This is a genomic window from Psychromonas sp. KJ10-10 (genome assembly GCF_047323245.1).
Classification (GTDB): Bacteria; Pseudomonadota; Gammaproteobacteria; order Enterobacterales; family Psychromonadaceae; genus Psychromonas.
Genome location: NZ_CP178826.1, coordinates 3,331,974 through 3,349,188, shown reverse-complemented (window position 1 = coordinate 3,349,188; position 17,215 = coordinate 3,331,974). Strand labels below are relative to the sequence as shown.

Here is a 17,215-nt window from a genome sequence, read left to right as displayed (position 1 = left end):
TAGACTTTATCAACTATATTTTATTGGACGTTATAATGCAACAAAAACTAAAGAAACTACTTGTACCACTTACTATTATGCTTTCATTGATTGGCACTATTACTGCCGTGATGACCTATGCGAATTTATCACCAACACAACCCTTTATTGATACTTGGTTAACAGCATTTGTATTTGCCTTTGTTGTCATGCTACCGATTGGTATCGTCATATTGTCTGCAATGACTAAGCTTGTTAATCGTTTTTTTAGCCACTTATCCGTGGTTTCACAAAGATTAATTCAAGGTGTCATGATGGCAGTGGTGATGGAATCTATTTTAGCACTAGTGACAACCGCGGTTAATCATGATTATCAAAACCTATTACATTTTGTGAATTTGGCGAGTACCAGTTTTCTTTATGCGATTCCTGTGGGTATTTCCTTTGCCTGCTTGATGACTTTTGTATTACAACCAAAGCTTCAACGTTATTTAGCAACTTCAAATGCTTAACTACATTCTAAGGAGAAAACTATGGGACCAACAATGCGCATGACAACAGTGGCTTCGGTTATTGATTTATCACCACATATGAAACGAATTATTTTAACAGGCAAAGATTTACTTGATTTTCCCGAAGACAAAAAAAGTGCTCATGTAAAAGCGATTTTTCCAAATCCTAAATCAGCAAATCAAGAACCTAAATTGGGTATGTATTTGGGCTTTAAAAAGTGGATGCGCTCTTACACCATAAGAGATTTTAGTAAACAGGATCTAACATTAACCTTAGATTTTGCGGTGAATGACCATCAAGGTCTGGCATCAAATTGGGCATCATTAGCAAAACCCGGTGATAAACTTGGCATCGCCGGACCTGGAGAATTAAAACATACAGATTTATTTGCCCAAAAGCATTTATTCTTCGGTGATTTGACGGCGCTACCTGCTATTGCTTCCATAATGGAAATGTTACCGGAAGATGCAATAGGTAAAGTTTGGATACAGGTACCAGAAAAAGCAGATATTCAGTCAATAAATGCGCCTGATAACGTTGAAATCAATTGGATTGTGACGGAGAATAAATTAACCGAACAGTTTTTACAGGCGCTAAGTAACGAGCCTAATGATTTAGAAAATGTAGCTATTTTTATAGCGACAGAAGCGAGCATAGTCAGATCTTTAAAAGAGTACCTGAATGACCATTGTCAATACGACAAACAAAAGCTATATGCGAGTGCATACTGGAATCAGAAAAAATAGTGCTGATAAAGAAAAGTAGTTTTTTATGAAATATGTCCATATCCTGAGGTAATTATTATGTCTAGTTGGAAAGAAAACCTACAGAAAACCCGATATGTTATGGATGTTATTCTTCTTATTGGGTTTATGATAGTGTCAGCGCCTCAGGCAACTGGCATTTTTCTGCATGAATGGCTGAGTCTAGTATTCATCATTCCCTTTGTAATTCATATTATGTTGCATTGGGATTGGATCCTCAAAAGTTATAGCCGACTATTTGTAAAAGTCCCTAGCAAAGAGCGTTTCAATATAATTTGGGACTTTATTATTTACATCATGATGTTGATTGTTTTTGTCAGTGGTTTTTTAGTGTCCGTTGCCTTATTACCGGCAATTCAGATTGATATTCAGATACAAGATTTTTGGTCTAAAATACACCATGATTCTGCGACGCTGATAATGCCGATGTTAGGTGTTCATTTAGCACTTCATTGGGATTGGATTGTCCTTTTCAGCAAAAAAATGTTTTCAAAAAAGGGTAAATGATGAAGTATTTAGCACATCAATGGAAATTTCGTTTTACGCTTATTTTACTCATTTCAATAATGCTGAGTGTGTTATTAGTCCAATTAGATTTAACCCTTTGGGCAGAGCAGATAAATCAACAGGGTTTTTCTCATGGTGTTGAGGAAGGTAAAAAAATGCCTTCTGCTTTGAAGTATATTTTGCCCTTCGTTAAAGAAATAGTTTTAATCTGTGTACCGATGTTTATTACATTATTATTAATGAAATTTTGGGCTTCTCTCAAAAGGAAGCGCTGATTCTTTGTAAATACAAGTGTTATAAATAAATCGATAATGCTTGCTCTTCACCTTACTATTTCTCTCAACTGCTAGCAAAAAACTTATCTAAAAATACCCACATCTCAACTCTTTTACTTTTATTGTCTAATTTTTGCTTATTAAAGTGAACACATCTATATTTTAGTGTTCTAATAGTATTAGTAATACTAATAAAAAGTAACTTAATGTCTGCAATACAAACTCATTACCTTTTTTAGTTAAATACAAATATGTTATTGCGCTGTTAAATTCTCGAGGAACCCCATGCGGACCTGTTTTTTAGTCTTTTGTTTATCTTGTATTAGCTTGGTTAATGCTCAAGATTTGCTTCTTTTGACTTCACAAAAGAATGGACAAGAGAGTTCTTTATCCAGTGCTTCAGTATTATTAAAACAGGCTTTCTCTGTGCGTGATAGTGCGCCTAAAGAAAGCCTTGATTTAGCAACTAAAGCCTTTCAATTATCTACAATTGGTAAAGATGATATCAGTCGCGCTCAAGCAAGCATTTTATTGGCAGAATTGGCTCGTGATGAAAAGCGTATTGATCTTTCACTTGAACACTTCTTAGTTGCTTCTATGATTTATAAACAACTTAATGAACTTCAAACGCAAGAAAAAAACTCGATAGAATCAATCCCTTTATTATTTAAGGATAATAAAGCGGAGAAGATAAATACATTAATTGGTAAGTTTCATTCGATTGCACAAGAGTTTGGCTTTTCTGAATCTTTTGCTAAAACACTAATCGAAAGGGGCGCTTTATATTACAAGAAAAAGCGTTATCAAGATGCTATAAATCAATATATTCATGCAATAAATTACCTTACTGGAACCGATCCTTCAGTACAGAAAAATCTAGCGATTACCTATAAAAAAATGGCTGAATCCTATAAACGAATCAAAGAACGAGAGAAAACAGCTGATTATTACAAAAAAACTTTGAATATATTTACCAAATTAGACGATAAAAAAACATGGCTCGGACGCTAAACACACTAGCAGAAGCTGAACGCTACTTAGAGAATTATTCTGTTGCACTTGATTATTCGCTTCAAGGCTTAGAAATACATAAACAAATTGAAGATCCCGATGGATACGCAAAAGCCTTGACGGGAGCTGGGGTTATATATCGGCATATCGGTCGTTATGAAAAATCGTTGGAGCATATTTACCAGGCACATTTATATTATAAAAAAATTAATGATATAAACGGTATTGCGAATACATCAAATCAAATGGGTTTAATTTACACTCGTTTAAAACAATTTGACTTAGCAAAATCCTTTTACCAGCTCACCATTGATTTACCCGAAGAAAAGATCACTCCTAGAACGTTGGCATCAGCAACGAGAGAAATGGCTGTTATTCTTTTAAAAGAGGGTGAATATGAAGTCGCTAAAGTGATGATTAAAAAAGCACATAAAATTTATCAAGATGAAAAAAATGAAACAAATCAGTCTTTGACCTTAAGGATTTTGGCTAATATTTATCGAGATCAAGATGACAAAGCAAAGGCTATTGCTTATTACAGAGAATCTTTAGCGATTGCAAAGCAAGTGAAAAGTGTCACTTATCAAATTAAAGCACTTTTACCACTGGGTGCAATTCTTATCGATACAGATATAAAAGAGGCGATCACTTTGTTACAAGAGTCTTTAACGTTATCACTAGAGACTAATTACAAATCCTATCAACTATACTCCTATCGAGAACTACGCATTGCAAATAAAAAGAAAGGAGATTTATTAGCGTCTATTAATTTTGCAGAAAAAGAAATTGCGATGATGAAGCTTCTTCAACAGGAAAGAGAAGATAATAAATTAGTTTTAGTAAAAGCAACCTTATATTCACATACAAAAGAAATGGAGCTCGCTTCATTAAAGGAAAAAGCAGAACTAGATAAACTTGAACTCTCTTATAAAAATAATGAGATAGCTCTTGCAAATCAAGAGAATATCATTGCTGAATTAGAACTGTCTAAAAATAAATATGCCAATTTTGCTTTGGTTTCTTTATTAGTAATTTGTTTAATCGCAGTTTTATTTATCTTTAGAGGATTTATTAATTCTCGTAAACATAATAGAGAGCTTAAGTATTTGGCTTCACGTGATCCTTTGACTAATAGTTTAAATAGACGTGCTTTATTTGACTTAATGGATAAAAGTTTTCTTGATTTATCTTCCTTAGATGATTACTGCATTATCATGGTTGATATTGATTATTTTAAAGCCGTAAATGATACATATGGCCATATTATAGGCGATAAGGTTCTCTGTGAAGTGGCAAAAATTTTACAGCATTGTGTTCGTGAAACCGATATTGTGGCTCGCTTTGGTGGCGAAGAATTTTGTATTGTGTTGCCAAAAACAACTAAAGAGCGAAGTATGTTTATTGCAGAAACTATGCGACAACAAATTGAATTGTTAAGTGTACAGGATATAAAAGTTACCTGTAGTTTTGGCGTTTCTTCTATTGAGTTTAAAGCAAAAGATCCTGCTAAATTAATTGAGCAAGCCGATTTAGCTCTTTATCAATCTAAAGAAACTGGCCGAAACCGTGTCACTATCTGGGCGCCGGAATTTGCAGGATAGACATTATATTTTCATGTTGACTGTAATATTAAAATGCTAACAATTAAACAATCGGAAGTCTTATTAATGGTTTATTGAGTTATTAAATGCAATGTAAGCTCCCTTGGTAAAAGGGATAATCTGGAAGAAATCAAGTTTTACCGTACTGCTACCCTTATGGCTTGTAGTAAATTATTTAGGGATCTCATCCGTACAACAGATTGTCTGAACCTGATTTCTTCCGTTTTCTTTAGCTTTATACAAAGCTACATCTGTTCTATCTATAAACTTTTCAAGCGCCTCACCAACTTGATATTCACTGATACCAATACTGATAGTAATAGGGATAGGCGGGCTTATTTCATTTAATCGATAATGATGTTGTTCTAAATATAGACGTAACTTTTCTGCAACCTTGATGCTTTCATGAATTGTTAATCTTGGTAATAACACTAAAAATTCTTCACCACCATAGCGAGCAAAGAGATCATCAGTTCTCAAGTTCTTTTGTATATTGCCTACACAATGCTTGATGATATTGTCACCAATAATATGTCCATAAACATCATTTACTTTTTTAAAGTGGTCGATATCAATGATGAGCATAGATAAAGGTTCTTTCAGGTGTATTGAGGCGACAAAAAATAAAGGGGCTTTCTCAAACAGGTAATGACGATTAAAAATGCCGGTAAGGTTATCTTTATAAGCGACATCTTGAAGTATTACTTTGGAACGCTCAATGGTTTCAGTGCGCTCTTTTATTTTCATTTCTAAGCTTTCGTTGAGTGCTTGTAAAGCTTGGGTTTTTTCAAAAATTTTTTCATTAAGCTCCTTATTTAAATTATTTAAAAGGTGTCGCTTATAAACAAAGGCTGTAATAATTAATACAACAACAAATAATAACCACCATAGATAACTGTAATCCGGTCTTTGGATATATCGTATTGAAGGACTTTTATCGGTAATATTTTGAATGGCTATTTGTGATAAATTATCGATCATTTTATTGAAAATATTTAATAGAAGAGGGTGGTCATTTCTAAGACCTAAACCAAGTTCTTTACTTTTATCAAATTTACCGCTCACTTTTAATTGCCCTAGAAACTCTTCCTGTAAGTGGTAACCAACGGTATCCATTCCATCAATAAAACCATATAACTCACCTTTCGCTACTTTTTCTAGCCCATTTTTAATATTTTCAACATCAACAATGGTTATATTAGGGTAGTGCTCTCGAATAAAGTCTTGCATCGCATAGCCCTTTACCATACCTATTCGCTTGCTTGCGAGTAATGCAAAATTATTAACGAAGGGCTCTTTAATACCTGTGACTAAAACACGTGGGAAGATTAAATAGGGAGTTGTAAAATTGAGGTATGTTTGCCTTTCTGTGGTATTTGCCGCCAGTGATAAAATGTCACATTTTCTTTGTTTTGCAAAACTAACCGATTCAGTCCAGGAAGTAGTGATTATTGTTTCTAAGGAATGGGCAATTGTGACCTAAATATATTTAGGAATTCTGTATTCAGGCCAATGTGATTTCCTTGGTTATCAAGGCCTTCATAGGGTAACCAATTTGGATCAATACACAGAGTTATTCTTTCTCTTTGTTCTAAGTAATTTTTTTCTGCTTCATTAAAAAAGTTTGATGCGTTTTTTCATCATAGACTAATGTTTTGTAATCAATTTTACCCTGTCCTTGACCTAGTACTTTGTATACTTCAAAGCTTTTCTTCAGTTTGTTTTCATCAATAGCACCAATTTCAGTGGTGTTTAAATAAGCAAGTTTTTTAAGAGCGAGTGCTTCAAATAATATCTCTTCCTTAGTTAAATCCTGCTCATTATATTTATCAAATAATATGTTAACTGCTTCATTAATATTAGAAAAAGTATATTGCCAGCCTTTTAAGGATGCTTCCCGGAATGCTTTTACCGTTTGAATCTCGTTAGCAATGAGTTCTTCACTGGTATACAAAAAACCACTATACATATCAAATTCATAATCAGCGGGTGAAAAAATATGATAGTCCACGCCTTTTTGCTCTAGTTGAAAGGGGCTTTGGAAATATAAGCAGACATGATATCTGTTTTTTTATTTATCAAATCATTGATATCATGGCTGTGAGGAAGAAAAGATAAGTCCGTAAATTTCACATTATGTGCATTGAGCATTGCTTTGATAGAGACTTGTTTAGCGTCATTAATGCTAGCCATTATTTTTTTATCTTTGAAATCCGAGAATGAATTTATCCCAGATTCTTCTGTTGTTATCAATATGAGTGGGCTCGCCTGAAATAACGCGTAAAGAATAACTATTTTTTTATTTTCAGCTTTGTCTAATATGAGTGTTTCTTTGCCCACAGCAAAATCGATTTCTCCATCATTGACCTGATGAACCGTTTCTTCTTGATTTTGTATACTGAAGGGGTGGATATTAACCTTTAATCCTAGGTCATTATAAAAACCTTTTTCCTTTGCCATGTAATAACCTGCAAATTGAAATTGTTCAAACCAAGCCGTTTTTAAGCTGACTTGTTTCAATTCCTGTGCCTGTAATGAGGTACTGATTAGCAATAAAAGAAAAACAAATGCTTTTATAAGTTGATACAAATATTAAATCCTTTTTATTTGAGGAAATATTTAGTTGTTTTAACTATAGCAGATATCCAAAAATACGTTGAAAATTTTGCCGAATATTCATTATCTAGAATATTATTTATTTTTTAAATATATGGGTAAAGCACGTTTGGCGATAACTTGTCTGACGGATAAGTGTGTATGGATGTCTTTCACACTGGTGATTTTATGTAGCTTCTTTGTAAAGGTTTCATAACCGGCAAGATCTGCGCTGATCACTTCTAATAAATAATCATAGGCGCCTGAAACTATATGGCCATTGATCACTTCTTCCATGTCAAACAATGCATCTTCGAATTCTTTGATACATTCCTCTTGATGACTCTGAAGGCGAACCTCAACAAAAAAGGTCATTGCAATGCCAACTTTATCTTTATTCAAATTTGCCTGATAACTGCTAATAAAACCATCATCTTCTAAACATTTTATTCGTCTCGCACAGGGAGAAGGAGATAAACCTACGCGTTCAGATATTTCTGCGGTCGAGATGCGACCTTCCTGTTGGAGAATTTTTAATATGTGACGGTCAATTCTATCCATAAGTTTATACTCTTATTTTTTCTTTTATTTTAGCTTGGCGTTTATCGTTGTATTTTTAATTAATTTTGGTGGAATAAGTTAAATACTTGCAATTATAGTTTTAATTTTGCCTGATAAAGGCGCTTGAATTGATTGATAATAGCATTTCTGTTTTATCTTTTATAGGGCGTATCTTTAATGGAAAATTCGACACAATTACCGCTTGAATCAAAGTTAACTAATACTGTCCCCAATCTGTTATCTCCCTTTACTAAGGGGGTAATTGCAATGGCGGTGGTTTTACTTATTTGGTCTGGTTTTGCATTAACCGTGCGCTACATAGGAGCATCACCCCTAGCGATTGCCGATGTTGCTTTAATACGTTTTTCTGTTCCATTGGTATTGTTATTGCCAATGGTATTCTCTCGTTTTGAAGCTATAAAACAGGCCAGAATAACAGATGTTTTATTTATTTTATTAGGTGGCATTCCATTTCTTTTTTAGCATCTTGGGGGGCGAAAACGGCTCCGACTGCTTATGTAGGAACCATTCTTGCTGGCACGCCTCCTTTTTTGTTGCTCTATTATCGTACTTTATTTACCGCCAATCACTATCTAAAAAGCGTATTTTAACCTTATCTCTTATTTTACTTGGGGTGTTGATTATGGTGTTTGCTAGCAAGGTTGGCATTGCGGGGGATTTATTTCATGGAGTCTGCTTTTTATTATCCGCGAGCTTAGTTTGGGCGACTTATACAATAGGGTTAAAGCGTGCAAGGCTTGATGCCATTACTGTTGCCATCATTTTATCCTATGGGTCTTTTTTACTGATACTGGTTTTAATGTTGTCAGGTGCTGTAGAAAGTCATTTTGGGAACTTTTCAATTCAACAAGCTCTACCTTTTATTTTAGTTCAGGGAGTGGGAGTGGGTATTTTAGCAACCATTGGTTTTACTTATGCGGTTGCTCAACTAGGGTCTGCACAAGCTTCAATCATAGGCGCCATTTCACCGGGCTTAACGGCGTTATTAGCAATCCCCATTTTTAATGAAACATTATCGGTGGCTATTCTTTGTGGTATTGGCATAACTATTGTTGGCGTTATTTTGTCAAATCGTCATCACAAAGAGAAATAAACAACAGCTTTAAACTTTTATTCATATATTTCAGTTGCTTATTTAAAACTGAGGTTAACTATTTTTTTCAAGGAAATAAAAATGTTAGAAAATTTACCAAATGTGCAAGGTGATCCTTTATGGGATTTATTACATCAGTTTAATGCAGATAAAAGAGATCAGAAAATAGATTTGCTGGTGGGAGTATATCGTGATGAATTAGGGCAAACGCCTGTTATGCAACAAGTACAGGATGCAGAGATTTATCTTGCTCAACAAGCAAACTCAAAGACATATAGAATGTTATCTGGCAACTTAGAGTTTAACGATTTAATTGCAAAGTTCTTACTCGGTGACAGCTCAAAAGTTGACAATAACTGCACCATCCAGACAGTGGGAGGCTCCGGTGCTTTGCGTGTTTTAGCAGATTTAATTGCACGTCTTTCGCCTAATTCGGTGATTTGGAATACTGATCCTGGCTATATTAACCATCGTCCAATCATGCAGGGCGCCGGATTAACCGTTGAAACCTTTACTTGGCAACAAAAAAATCAGTTATTGGATATCGAAACTTGTTTTGACGATTTACATGGGGCAAAAGAAGGGGATGTGATTTTACTGCATGGTTGCTCGCCATAACCCGACTGGGATTGATCCAACACTTGCACAATGGCAACAATTTGCTGATTTTTGTCAACAAAGAAAATTAATCCCTTTTATCGATATGGCCTATCAAGGGTTTGCTGATAATCCTGACGATGATGCGGCTGGTTTACGATTAATCGTTGAACAGTGTGAATTAGTATTATTAGCCACTAGTTGTTCAAAAAACATGGGATTATATTGCGAGCGTACTGGGGCGACGAGCATAATAACTCAGGACAAAAAACAACATAAAGATCTTCGCTCGATGTTAGAGATAATTGCTCGCGCTAATTACTCCATGCCTCCTAACCATGGTTCAGCTATCGCCTCTTTGTTACTTAATAATCCTAAACCTTGGTTAGAAGAACTTTCTGTTTGTCGTGATCGTATTGCAAATATCCGTCAATTGATTGGAGATAAATTGGTAGCAATAAATGCACCCGATTCATTAAATGCGATTGCAAAGCAAAAAGGTATGTTTTCAATGTTGCCTTTAACAGCATTGCAGATGAATAAGTTACGTGATCAATTTGCTATATATGGTTTGCCAAATGGCAGAATTAATCTTGCAGGACTGAAAACATCACAGGTTGATGAGTTAGTGAAAGCATTGATAGCGGTTATCTAAATGATTTATTTGAATGTTAATTTATTATAAGTGTGATTGATGCGTGATTAGGCATATATAAATGAGGATTTTTTTGTAAATTTCTATTTTTATATAATACTTAAGAGCATGAAATTTAATAATTCAACCTCATCCCCTGACAGCATTCTTAATGATAAAGAGTCTCTATTCGATGCTCTTTTCAATCAAGAATTTGAGTTTATAGCAATACTGTCTGCACAGGGCAGAGTGCTTAAAGTTAATAATTTAGCCTTATCTAAACAAGGTGTTAAGCGCGAGGATTATGTCGGAAAACTATTTTGGGAGTCGCCTGCCTGGCGAAAATTACCAGAATGGGAAAATATTTGGAAGCAACGCTTAATTGAAGCTTCACAGCATAAAAAAGCGATTGTAACTGAAGATGTTTTTGAAGTTGAGGGTGGTTCTTTACATTATGCCGATGCCTCAACACGTGCTTTATTTGGTCCTGATGGAGAAGTCAGCGGTTATATTATTCAAGCTATAGACATAACAAAAAAACGCCTCCGAGAAAAACAGATTTTAGAGCATGATGCACTCATCGCATTTGTGCTTGAACATAGCAAAATTGGTCATTGGGAAATTGATTTAGCTGATCACTCTGCACATCGTTCTTTAATACATGATCAAATTTTTGGTTATGAATCTTTATTGCCAGAATGGAGTTATCAAACATTCCTTGAACATGTTGTGTTGGATGAAAGAGAGGATCTGGATCGGCAATTCAAACAGAGCATTAAAAACAAATCAGACTGGAATTTTGAATGCCGTATTCAACGAAAAGATGGTGAAATCCGCTGGATTTTAGCTTCAGGTGGGCATGTATTTGATATTAATGGTAAGGCAACTGCAATTGCTGGTGTGGTGCAAGATATCACCGCGATAAAAAAAGCAGAAATAATTAAGCTTCGCCACAATGCTGAATTACAAAGTTTATTTGATGCACTTCCCGATACTTATTTTCGACTCAAGTCAGACGGCACTATTCTAGATTATCACGCGCAAAATCAAGGGGATTTATATGTTGAACCTAAAGATTTTCAGGGGAAACGTGTTCAGGATATTTTGCCCAAGCAAGTTGGAGATTTATTTTTATCAAAGGTAGAGGAATTAAAAAAAGTAAAACAGACGCTTGATTTTCAATATAAATTAACAATTAAGGGTGAAGAAACCTATTTTGAAGCCCGTCTAAATAGTATTGCAATCAACGGCCAGCTGATCTGTGTGATTCGAAATGTAACTGCCGAATTTAAATCTAAACAATCCTTAGCAGTGAGAGAGCAATTTTTCCGTTCGATTTTTGAACAAGCCGCTGTAGGGGTTGCATTAGTCAACGCCACCAATGGCGAGTTTATTCGAGTTAATCAACGTTATTGCGATATCGTTGGATACAGTGAAAATGAAATGACAAAGGGAAAAACCTTCCAATCACTTACTCATCGCGATGACTTACAGAGTGATTTAAAATATTTTGAAAAAGTACGTTGTGGCCTACAAAAAAATTCACCCGAGAAAAGCGTTACATACATAAGGATGGCCACGTCGTTTGGGTCGAGATTAGTGCTTCGCCTACCGGGGAGATTGGAGGGCAACCGAATACTTTAATTGCGGTTGTGATGGATATAAATCAACGTAAAAAGTCTGAAGAAAAACTACAGTTGGCTTATAGAGTGATTAATGATACCCGTGAAGGCATTATTATCACAGATGCTAAACAGCTTATTGTGGATGTCAATCCGGCCTTTACTCAAATAACCGGTTACGCTAGTGATGATGTGATTGGCAAACACCGTAATATTTTGTTTTCCGATAAACAGAGTCCTCAATTTTATGAGGAGATGTGGCAAACCGTCATTGAGCAAGATTCTTGGCAGGGAGAAGTGTGGAGCAGAACTAAGCAAGGCAATCTGTATGCTGAATTACTGACAATCTCATCCTTGAAAAATGATTATAACCAAGTCACTCATTATGTCAGTGTTTTCTCAGATATAACACATAGCAAAAAGCGACAGGATCAGCTTAATTTAATGGCGCATTATGATGTGCTCACTAAATTACCAAACCGAGCGTTATTTATCGATAGGTTTCAACAGTCTATTGCTCACAGCAAACGTAGTGGTAATCAGCTCGCGGTATGCTTTCTTGATTTGGATGACTTTAAACCGGTTAATGATAATTACGGCCATGAAGCGGGTGATCGTTTATTAATTGAAGTAGCTCATCGTATTTCCGCTTGTATTAGAGAAGAAGATACAGTGTCACGGCAGGGCGGAGATGAGTTTGCAATTTTGTTAAATGATATTAAAACCATGTCGCAATATGAAGTTACAATGCAACGTATCCATTCGGCATTAGCTGAGCCCTATATTATTGATGATATTAAGCACTATATAACGGCTTCAAGTGGTGTGACCTTATACCCCTCAGATGATGGTGATATTGATACATTATTACGTCATGCTGATCATGCTATGTATCAATCCAAATTAGCGGGCAAACATCGCTCTCAGTTATATAGCCTTGATTTAGATAGGCGCATTATTGATAAAAACCAGCAATTAGAAGAAATTAAGCAAGCTTTAATCCAGCATCAATTTGAGCTGTATTATCAGCCCAAAATTAACATGGCAACGGGCAAGGTGTTGGGTGTTGAAGCCTTAATTCGATGGAATCATCCTCAAAAAGGGCTTGTTCCTCCCATTGATTTTTTACCTCTAACGGATGGTACTTCCTTAGAGGTTAAGATTGGTGAATGGGTTATCAACCAAGCGTTGCGACAACTTGATAAGTGGCAAAAAAGATATTAACTTAGGTATTAGCGTTAACATTTCGTCTAACCATCTACTTTCACCGAGTTTTGTGGAAGATCTTGAATGTCATTTAGCGGAATACTCTGCTAACCACGCGAAAAATTTACAGTTAGAAATATTAGAAAGTTCTGCCTTTGGTGATATCAACACACTTCATCATATTGTTGAGATATGTCAAAACCGCCTTGGTGTGAGCTTTGCTTTAGATGACTTTGGAACGGGATATTCATCCTTAACTCACCTAAGGCGTTTATCGGTGAATACCATTAAAATTGACCAAAGTTTTGTTAGAGATATGCTTGATGACCCTAATGACTATACCATTATCGAAGGTGTCATTACTCTAACAAAATTATTTAAACGTAGCGTTATCGCCGAAGGAGTAGAATCACAGGATCATGGTTTAATGCTGTTATTGATGGGGTGTGAACAAGCTCAAGGATATCAAATTGCGAAACCTATGCCTGAAAAGGATTTTATCATTTGGTTAAATAATTATACTGCTAATAAAGCATGGCTTTCCTGCGCCAAAAAACAAGGAAGTAATAACGAAGTTCGCTTGGATATATTTAGAATGATAAATGAAAAGTGGATAGAAAAATTTAAAAGCAAGTTAGCTTCTCAACCTGAAGAGCGAAAACCCTGGCCGATTCTTGACCCTCTATTCTGCCAATGTGGAAACTGGATCGATAGAGAAAAGCAAGAACAACATTTTAAACAGGAAGATCTAAAACAGCTTGAGCAAGCTCATGATAAACTGCATGATATTGCAGATGTGATACATAAAAACTATCAGCAGGGAGACCTAGTAGAAGCTCGAGCCGATTTAGGTCGGCTTGAAGGCATTGTTCAGCAAGTGCAAAAAATAGAAAAAGCATGTCGCTAATCAGTTTCCATTTTTTAACAGAGGTAATTACTTATTTTACAAGTTAAAGTAAATAGCTGTTCAGATGAAAGCATTGATAATCCATTAATTTGGCCATTATTAACCTTGTTAAAGGCCTCTCCAGAAAACAATAAAATTCACCATTTAGCCAGTGAGCTACAGCATCAAGGGTTATTGCCAGATTTAGATATTGATGCCGATAAAGCGTTATTTAAACGTAATTTTTTATTAATGAATGCGCTGTATCAGTTGCAGGAAATGCTATTGCCTGAATATTGGTTGCAAATTCAAGCTTTGGATATTCAATTAAGTATGCAGTTACCTATCGATTTACAACTTGAACTTGATACAGATATTTCACTTCGTCAGTATTATTTGAATTGGGAGCATTTTGAGACCAGCGCTCAAGAAGTTGAGTCTCTGTTATCTCAATTTTGGCACAAATACGGGCGTGCATTAGGAAATGCTGGCACAGAAATGGATAAATCCCATGCTTTTCAGGTTTTTGAATTAGATAAAAATGCTTCACAACAGGTCATTAGGCGACAGTGGCGGAAGCTAGCTTTGAAGTGGCATCCAGATAGAGATTCTGGTGATGCCGTTAAGTTTCGTTTGGTTTGTGAAGCATGGCAAATCTTAAAAAGGAATACCAATTAGCTTTACACTGCTAGTTGGCCAGCTTTTTGTTAAAGCATGCACTAGAGTATGACCTGTTACCGCCCATTCTTTGCTATGGTTTAAGGCTTTTAGATTATTAACTAGGGAGTAACCACTGGAAGCATAAACCTCTGTATCACCAAACAATACCGCATATGCGTCGCCATTAGCTTTTCTGTCTTGATGAACTTTGTTGAGAATTGCTTTAACTAATCCTTGTTTGCGAAATTGTGCATCTACACATACCTCTGCAATACCACAAATAGAATGCTCAATATCATTAATGAGAATATTTTTGTCGTGTACTGCGATATGTGCGATAAGGCGATCTTCCTGCCAAAGTAAATATCGATGAGCAGGCATTTCATAATAGCAACGCTGTCGTTTGAAAATCTCTGCATCTTGATTTTGAACAAAACAGCTACTCAGTAAATCTCTTATTTTTTGATCTAATGCATCAGTAACATCCGCATCTCTTAAGTATTGAATATTCATTTCATTTTCGCCGAACGAGAGTATTACAAAATTATCAGTTTAGTTTATCGATCATGCTTAACTTATGCAGTGATGTTATTGTGTTTTGTGGCAAAGCTAGCGTTTCTTATTAAAATCCATGGGGAATTTGCGATGTTTCTCAGCTCTAGGGAGGTTTGTGCATGTAATTAGCTAACCTCGTGGCATGATTAGTTTGAACTGTTGTTATCACCCCTATATGATGAATTAAATTATCCAATTGAAAAATAGAGTAAAAAATGATGAAAATCGAAAAGTCTATTACTGCTAGTTTTGATGTTGATCCACAGTGTGGTTTTACTTTCCTATGCCCTGATGAATTACCTATTTATCAAGGTGATGAAATTGCAGATGAATTAAATGCTCAGGCACAATTTGCCAGTTATCGTTTAGTTAGCAAAGATTCACACCCTGCAGACGCACTTTGGATCACCAACAAAGCAGAAGAAATAATGACACCCGTTGAGGGCTATCACCCCGATCTTGATATTAAATGGCCTGCACATTGCATTGTTGGCACTAAGGGCAATCAATTGATCCCTGGCTTACCCGAAGAAAAAAATTATGATTTATTAATTGAAAAAGGTGTTGAAGCTCATAAACACCCCTATGGTGCTTGTTATCATGATCTTGCTAACAACGAAAGTACTGGGGTAATTGAATGGTTAAAACAACGAAACATTGAAGTTGTCATTGTTGGAGGATTAGCGACTGATTTTTGTGTTAAAACAACAGTATTACAACTGCGTGAAGCTGGTTTTAAGGTGATTGTTAACCTAGTCGCTTGTCGTGGAGTTGATAGTGAAACAAGCAAGCTTGCCTGTGATGAAATGCGTGATGCTGGGGTTGAATTGATTAATGCAAGCAGTGATTTGGAAGCCCTATGAAGTTAAATGAATGGTTAATTGACAGTTTAATGGATACTGACTTCTATAAAATTACTATGTTACAGGCATTTTATCATGCCCCTGAATTTCGTCTTGTGGATGTGCAATGGAAGTTTGTTTGCCGAAATCAACAGGATTTAGACTTAAGCAAGTTATTACCGGAAATTAAGCGTCAACTTGATCATGTGTGTACACTTTCTTTTACTGATGACGAGTTAGAATATTTAAGAGGTTTTACCTATATTAAACCAGACTTTATTGAGTTTTTACGCATATTTAAACTGAATATGCGATTTGTGCAGTTAGAAGCTCAAGGTCAAGATCTTATTCTGCGTTTTAATGGGCCTTTAATCCATGTCTCTTTAATGGAGATTTATGCACTATCCATTATTAGTGAATTACATACGATAATAAATTGCGCTGGTTTTGATATTGACCTTGCACGTCAGAAGCTCAATGCAAAAATTGCTTTTATTAAAAATAACAAGGCATTAGCAGATTTAAAGTTTTCTGATTTTGGAACCCGCCGACGCGCCAGCAGAGCATGGCAAAAAGAAGTGTTAATGACTCTTAATGAGCAACTTCCTAAGCGTTTTTCTGGCACTAGTAATCTTCATTTTGCTCATACTTTAGGTTTGTCACCTATTGGCACTATGGCTCACGAATGGTTTCAAAGTTGGCAGGCTGTAACACGTTTAGCGGATGCTCAAAAAGCGCGCTAGAAGGGTGGGTACGTGAATATCGAGGACGATTAGGTATTGCTCTAACGGATTGTTATTCCATGGATTCCTTCATTCGAGACTTTTCTGATCCATATTTTGGCAAGTTATATGATGGCTTAAGACACGATAGTGGTTGCCCCTTTGAGTGGGGAGAAAAAGCAATTTTGATGTATCAAAATATGGGCATTGATCCACTCAATAAATCATTAGTCTATAGTGATTCCCTAAATTTTCCGCGCATATTAGAAATTCATAAGCAATTTAAAGGACGTATAAATCTTTCCTTTGGTATTGGTACTAATTTAATGAATGATGTGGGTAATGAGCCACTTAATATTGTCATTAAAATGATCACTGCTAATGGCAAACCCGTGGCTAAAATATCCGATGAACCTGGAAAAAGCATGTGTGAAGACCTAAGTTATTTGCGTTATTTAGCTAGCCTGTATGATATTGACCCTGATACAGTGAAAATTTCTACCTGATTTCTATTTAATTACCATCCTATTAATCCGAGTTGAGGTGATTTACTCAAATTTGCTTCAGAGCA

21 protein-coding genes and 1 pseudogene are annotated in these 17,215 nt (G+C 35.6%); 17 read left to right on the top strand and 5 right to left on the bottom strand.

Annotation, left to right across the window (positions count from 1 at the left end; all coding sequences use genetic code 11):
• Nucleotides 1–35: 35 nt before the first annotated feature.
• The 6 genes from ACLKMH_RS19260 (at nt 36) to ACLKMH_RS19235 (ending at nt 4,650) form a co-directional block, all read left to right on the top strand.
• Entirely contained in the window at nt 36–491 is a 456-nt protein-coding gene (locus ACLKMH_RS19260; RefSeq protein WP_413699558.1) for a DUF2798 domain-containing protein, read from the top strand.
• A gap of 21 nt (nt 492–512) precedes the next feature.
• Nucleotides 513–1,238 carry a siderophore-interacting protein gene (locus ACLKMH_RS19255; RefSeq protein WP_413699557.1) on the top strand — a complete coding sequence of 242 codons (726 nt, stop codon included), beginning with the start codon at nt 513–515 and terminating at the stop codon, nt 1,236–1,238.
• A gap of 57 nt (nt 1,239–1,295) precedes the next feature.
• Nucleotides 1,296–1,763 carry a cytochrome b/b6 domain-containing protein gene (locus tag ACLKMH_RS19250; RefSeq protein WP_413699556.1) on the top strand — a complete coding sequence of 156 codons (468 nt, stop codon included), beginning with the start codon at nt 1,296–1,298 and terminating at the stop codon, nt 1,761–1,763.
• Nucleotides 1,760–2,038 (top strand): hypothetical protein, encoded by a 279-nt coding sequence (locus ACLKMH_RS19245; RefSeq protein ID WP_413699555.1) that lies wholly within the window; start codon nt 1,760–1,762, stop codon nt 2,036–2,038. Before ACLKMH_RS19250 ends, ACLKMH_RS19245 begins: the two co-directional genes overlap by 4 nt.
• A 285-nt stretch (nt 2,039–2,323) precedes the next feature.
• Nucleotides 2,324–3,049: a tetratricopeptide repeat protein gene (locus ACLKMH_RS19240; RefSeq protein ID WP_413699554.1), complete on the top strand. Its 726-nt coding sequence runs from the start codon at nt 2,324–2,326 to the stop codon at nt 3,047–3,049.
• Nucleotides 3,034–4,650 (top strand): diguanylate cyclase, encoded by a 1,617-nt coding sequence (locus ACLKMH_RS19235; protein ID WP_413699553.1) that lies wholly within the window; start codon nt 3,034–3,036, stop codon nt 4,648–4,650. Before ACLKMH_RS19240 ends, ACLKMH_RS19235 begins: the two co-directional genes overlap by 16 nt.
• Before the next feature lie 171 nt (nt 4,651–4,821).
• On the opposite strand, the gene ACLKMH_RS19230 is transcribed toward ACLKMH_RS19235, so the two are convergent.
• The gene (locus ACLKMH_RS19230) at nt 4,822–6,045 is read right to left on the bottom strand and encodes a diguanylate cyclase (RefSeq protein WP_413702403.1); all 1,224 of its coding nucleotides are present in this window, start codon (nt 6,043–6,045) and stop codon (nt 4,822–4,824) included.
• On the opposite strand from ACLKMH_RS19230, the gene ACLKMH_RS19225 reads away from it, so the two are divergent.
• Nucleotides 5,999–6,133 carry a hypothetical protein gene (locus tag ACLKMH_RS19225; RefSeq protein WP_413699552.1) on the top strand — a complete coding sequence of 45 codons (135 nt, stop codon included), beginning with the start codon at nt 5,999–6,001 and terminating at the stop codon, nt 6,131–6,133. The genes ACLKMH_RS19230 and ACLKMH_RS19225 overlap by 47 nt on opposite strands.
• 108 nt (nt 6,134–6,241) lie before the next feature.
• Here the strand turns inward: ACLKMH_RS19225 and ACLKMH_RS19220 are convergent, their stop codons facing one another.
• From ACLKMH_RS19220 to ACLKMH_RS19210, 3 genes are all read right to left on the bottom strand, one after another.
• Nucleotides 6,242–6,661: an ABC transporter substrate-binding protein gene (locus ACLKMH_RS19220; RefSeq protein ID WP_413699551.1), complete on the bottom strand. Its 420-nt coding sequence runs from the start codon at nt 6,659–6,661 to the stop codon at nt 6,242–6,244.
• Between the two features lie 11 nt (nt 6,662–6,672).
• Nucleotides 6,673–7,239, bottom strand: a complete 567-nt coding sequence (locus ACLKMH_RS19215; protein ID WP_413699550.1) for an ABC transporter substrate-binding protein — start codon at nt 7,237–7,239, stop codon at nt 6,673–6,675.
• Between the two features lie 102 nt (nt 7,240–7,341).
• Entirely contained in the window at nt 7,342–7,806 is a 465-nt protein-coding gene (locus ACLKMH_RS19210; RefSeq protein WP_413699549.1) for an Lrp/AsnC family transcriptional regulator, read from the bottom strand.
• 177 nt (nt 7,807–7,983) lie between these two features.
• Here ACLKMH_RS19210 and ACLKMH_RS19205 point away from each other — a divergent pair, with 177 nt between their 5' ends.
• From ACLKMH_RS19205 to ACLKMH_RS19170, 8 genes are all read left to right on the top strand, one after another.
• The gene (locus ACLKMH_RS19205; protein WP_413699548.1) at nt 7,984–8,289 is read left to right on the top strand and encodes a hypothetical protein; all 306 of its coding nucleotides are present in this window, start codon (nt 7,984–7,986) and stop codon (nt 8,287–8,289) included.
• Nucleotides 8,290–8,449: 160 nt separating this feature from the next.
• On the top strand, nt 8,450–8,920 hold the full coding sequence (locus ACLKMH_RS19200) for an EamA family transporter (RefSeq protein WP_413699547.1): 471 nt from the start codon (nt 8,450–8,452) through the stop codon (nt 8,918–8,920).
• A gap of 81 nt (nt 8,921–9,001) precedes the next feature.
• A complete protein-coding gene (locus ACLKMH_RS19195) occupies nt 9,002–9,538 on the top strand; it encodes an aminotransferase class I/II-fold pyridoxal phosphate-dependent enzyme (protein ID WP_413699546.1) in 537 nt (178 codons plus the stop codon).
• Nucleotides 9,522–10,172, top strand: coding sequence for an aminotransferase class I/II-fold pyridoxal phosphate-dependent enzyme (locus ACLKMH_RS19190; protein ID WP_413699545.1), 651 nt, complete (start codon nt 9,522–9,524; stop codon nt 10,170–10,172). Before ACLKMH_RS19195 ends, ACLKMH_RS19190 begins: the two co-directional genes overlap by 17 nt.
• A gap of 108 nt (nt 10,173–10,280) precedes the next feature.
• Nucleotides 10,281–11,795 (top strand): PAS domain-containing protein, encoded by a 1,515-nt coding sequence (locus tag ACLKMH_RS19185; protein WP_413699544.1) that lies wholly within the window; start codon nt 10,281–10,283, stop codon nt 11,793–11,795.
• Nucleotides 11,714–12,997 (top strand): putative bifunctional diguanylate cyclase/phosphodiesterase, encoded by a 1,284-nt coding sequence (locus ACLKMH_RS19180; RefSeq protein ID WP_413702402.1) that lies wholly within the window; start codon nt 11,714–11,716, stop codon nt 12,995–12,997. Before ACLKMH_RS19185 ends, ACLKMH_RS19180 begins: the two co-directional genes overlap by 82 nt.
• Nucleotides 12,939–13,886, top strand: coding sequence for an EAL domain-containing protein (locus tag ACLKMH_RS19175; protein WP_413699543.1), 948 nt, complete (start codon nt 12,939–12,941; stop codon nt 13,884–13,886). The genes ACLKMH_RS19180 and ACLKMH_RS19175 overlap by 59 nt, the downstream gene beginning before the upstream one ends.
• 33 nt (nt 13,887–13,919) lie before the next feature.
• Nucleotides 13,920–14,543 (top strand): DNA-J related domain-containing protein, encoded by a 624-nt coding sequence (locus ACLKMH_RS19170; protein WP_413702401.1) that lies wholly within the window; start codon nt 13,920–13,922, stop codon nt 14,541–14,543.
• Here ACLKMH_RS19170 and ACLKMH_RS19165 read toward each other — a convergent pair.
• A complete protein-coding gene (locus ACLKMH_RS19165; protein WP_413699542.1) occupies nt 14,523–15,038 on the bottom strand; it encodes a GNAT family N-acetyltransferase in 516 nt (171 codons plus the stop codon). The genes ACLKMH_RS19170 and ACLKMH_RS19165 overlap by 21 nt on opposite strands.
• A 257-nt stretch (nt 15,039–15,295) precedes the next feature.
• Here ACLKMH_RS19165 and ACLKMH_RS19160 point away from each other — a divergent pair, with 257 nt between their 5' ends.
• Nucleotides 15,296–15,943: an isochorismatase family protein gene (locus ACLKMH_RS19160; RefSeq protein WP_413699541.1), complete on the top strand. Its 648-nt coding sequence runs from the start codon at nt 15,296–15,298 to the stop codon at nt 15,941–15,943.
• Nucleotides 15,940–17,150: pseudogene (pncB, locus tag ACLKMH_RS19155) on the top strand (nicotinate phosphoribosyltransferase). Before ACLKMH_RS19160 ends, pncB begins: the two are co-directional and overlap by 4 nt.
• Nucleotides 17,151–17,215 lie beyond the last annotated feature (65 nt).

What these genes read in the sequence shown, in the direction of transcription:
- ACLKMH_RS19245 (WP_413699555.1), top strand. Translation starts at nt 1,760, where the DNA reads ATGATGAAGTATTTAGCACATCAATGGAAATTTCGTTTTACGCTTATT.
- ACLKMH_RS19210 (WP_413699549.1), bottom strand. Translation starts at nt 7,806, where the DNA reads ATGGATAGAATTGACCGTCACATATTAAAAATTCTCCAACAGGAAGGT.
- ACLKMH_RS19255 (WP_413699557.1), top strand. Translation starts at nt 513, where the DNA reads ATGGGACCAACAATGCGCATGACAACAGTGGCTTCGGTTATTGATTTA.
- ACLKMH_RS19190 (WP_413699545.1), top strand. Translation starts at nt 9,522, where the DNA reads ATGGTTGCTCGCCATAACCCGACTGGGATTGATCCAACACTTGCACAA.
- ACLKMH_RS19240 (WP_413699554.1), top strand. Translation starts at nt 2,324, where the DNA reads ATGCGGACCTGTTTTTTAGTCTTTTGTTTATCTTGTATTAGCTTGGTT.
- ACLKMH_RS19160 (WP_413699541.1), top strand. Translation starts at nt 15,296, where the DNA reads ATGATGAAAATCGAAAAGTCTATTACTGCTAGTTTTGATGTTGATCCA.
- ACLKMH_RS19200 (WP_413699547.1), top strand. Translation starts at nt 8,450, where the DNA reads ATGGTGTTTGCTAGCAAGGTTGGCATTGCGGGGGATTTATTTCATGGA.
- ACLKMH_RS19235 (WP_413699553.1), top strand. Translation starts at nt 3,034, where the DNA reads ATGGCTCGGACGCTAAACACACTAGCAGAAGCTGAACGCTACTTAGAG.
- ACLKMH_RS19165 (WP_413699542.1), bottom strand. Translation starts at nt 15,038, where the DNA reads ATGAATATTCAATACTTAAGAGATGCGGATGTTACTGATGCATTAGAT.
- ACLKMH_RS19195 (WP_413699546.1), top strand. Translation starts at nt 9,002, where the DNA reads ATGTTAGAAAATTTACCAAATGTGCAAGGTGATCCTTTATGGGATTTA.
- ACLKMH_RS19185 (WP_413699544.1), top strand. Translation starts at nt 10,281, where the DNA reads ATGAAATTTAATAATTCAACCTCATCCCCTGACAGCATTCTTAATGAT.
- ACLKMH_RS19205 (WP_413699548.1), top strand. Translation starts at nt 7,984, where the DNA reads ATGGAAAATTCGACACAATTACCGCTTGAATCAAAGTTAACTAATACT.
- ACLKMH_RS19250 (WP_413699556.1), top strand. Translation starts at nt 1,296, where the DNA reads ATGTCTAGTTGGAAAGAAAACCTACAGAAAACCCGATATGTTATGGAT.
- ACLKMH_RS19260 (WP_413699558.1), top strand. Translation starts at nt 36, where the DNA reads ATGCAACAAAAACTAAAGAAACTACTTGTACCACTTACTATTATGCTT.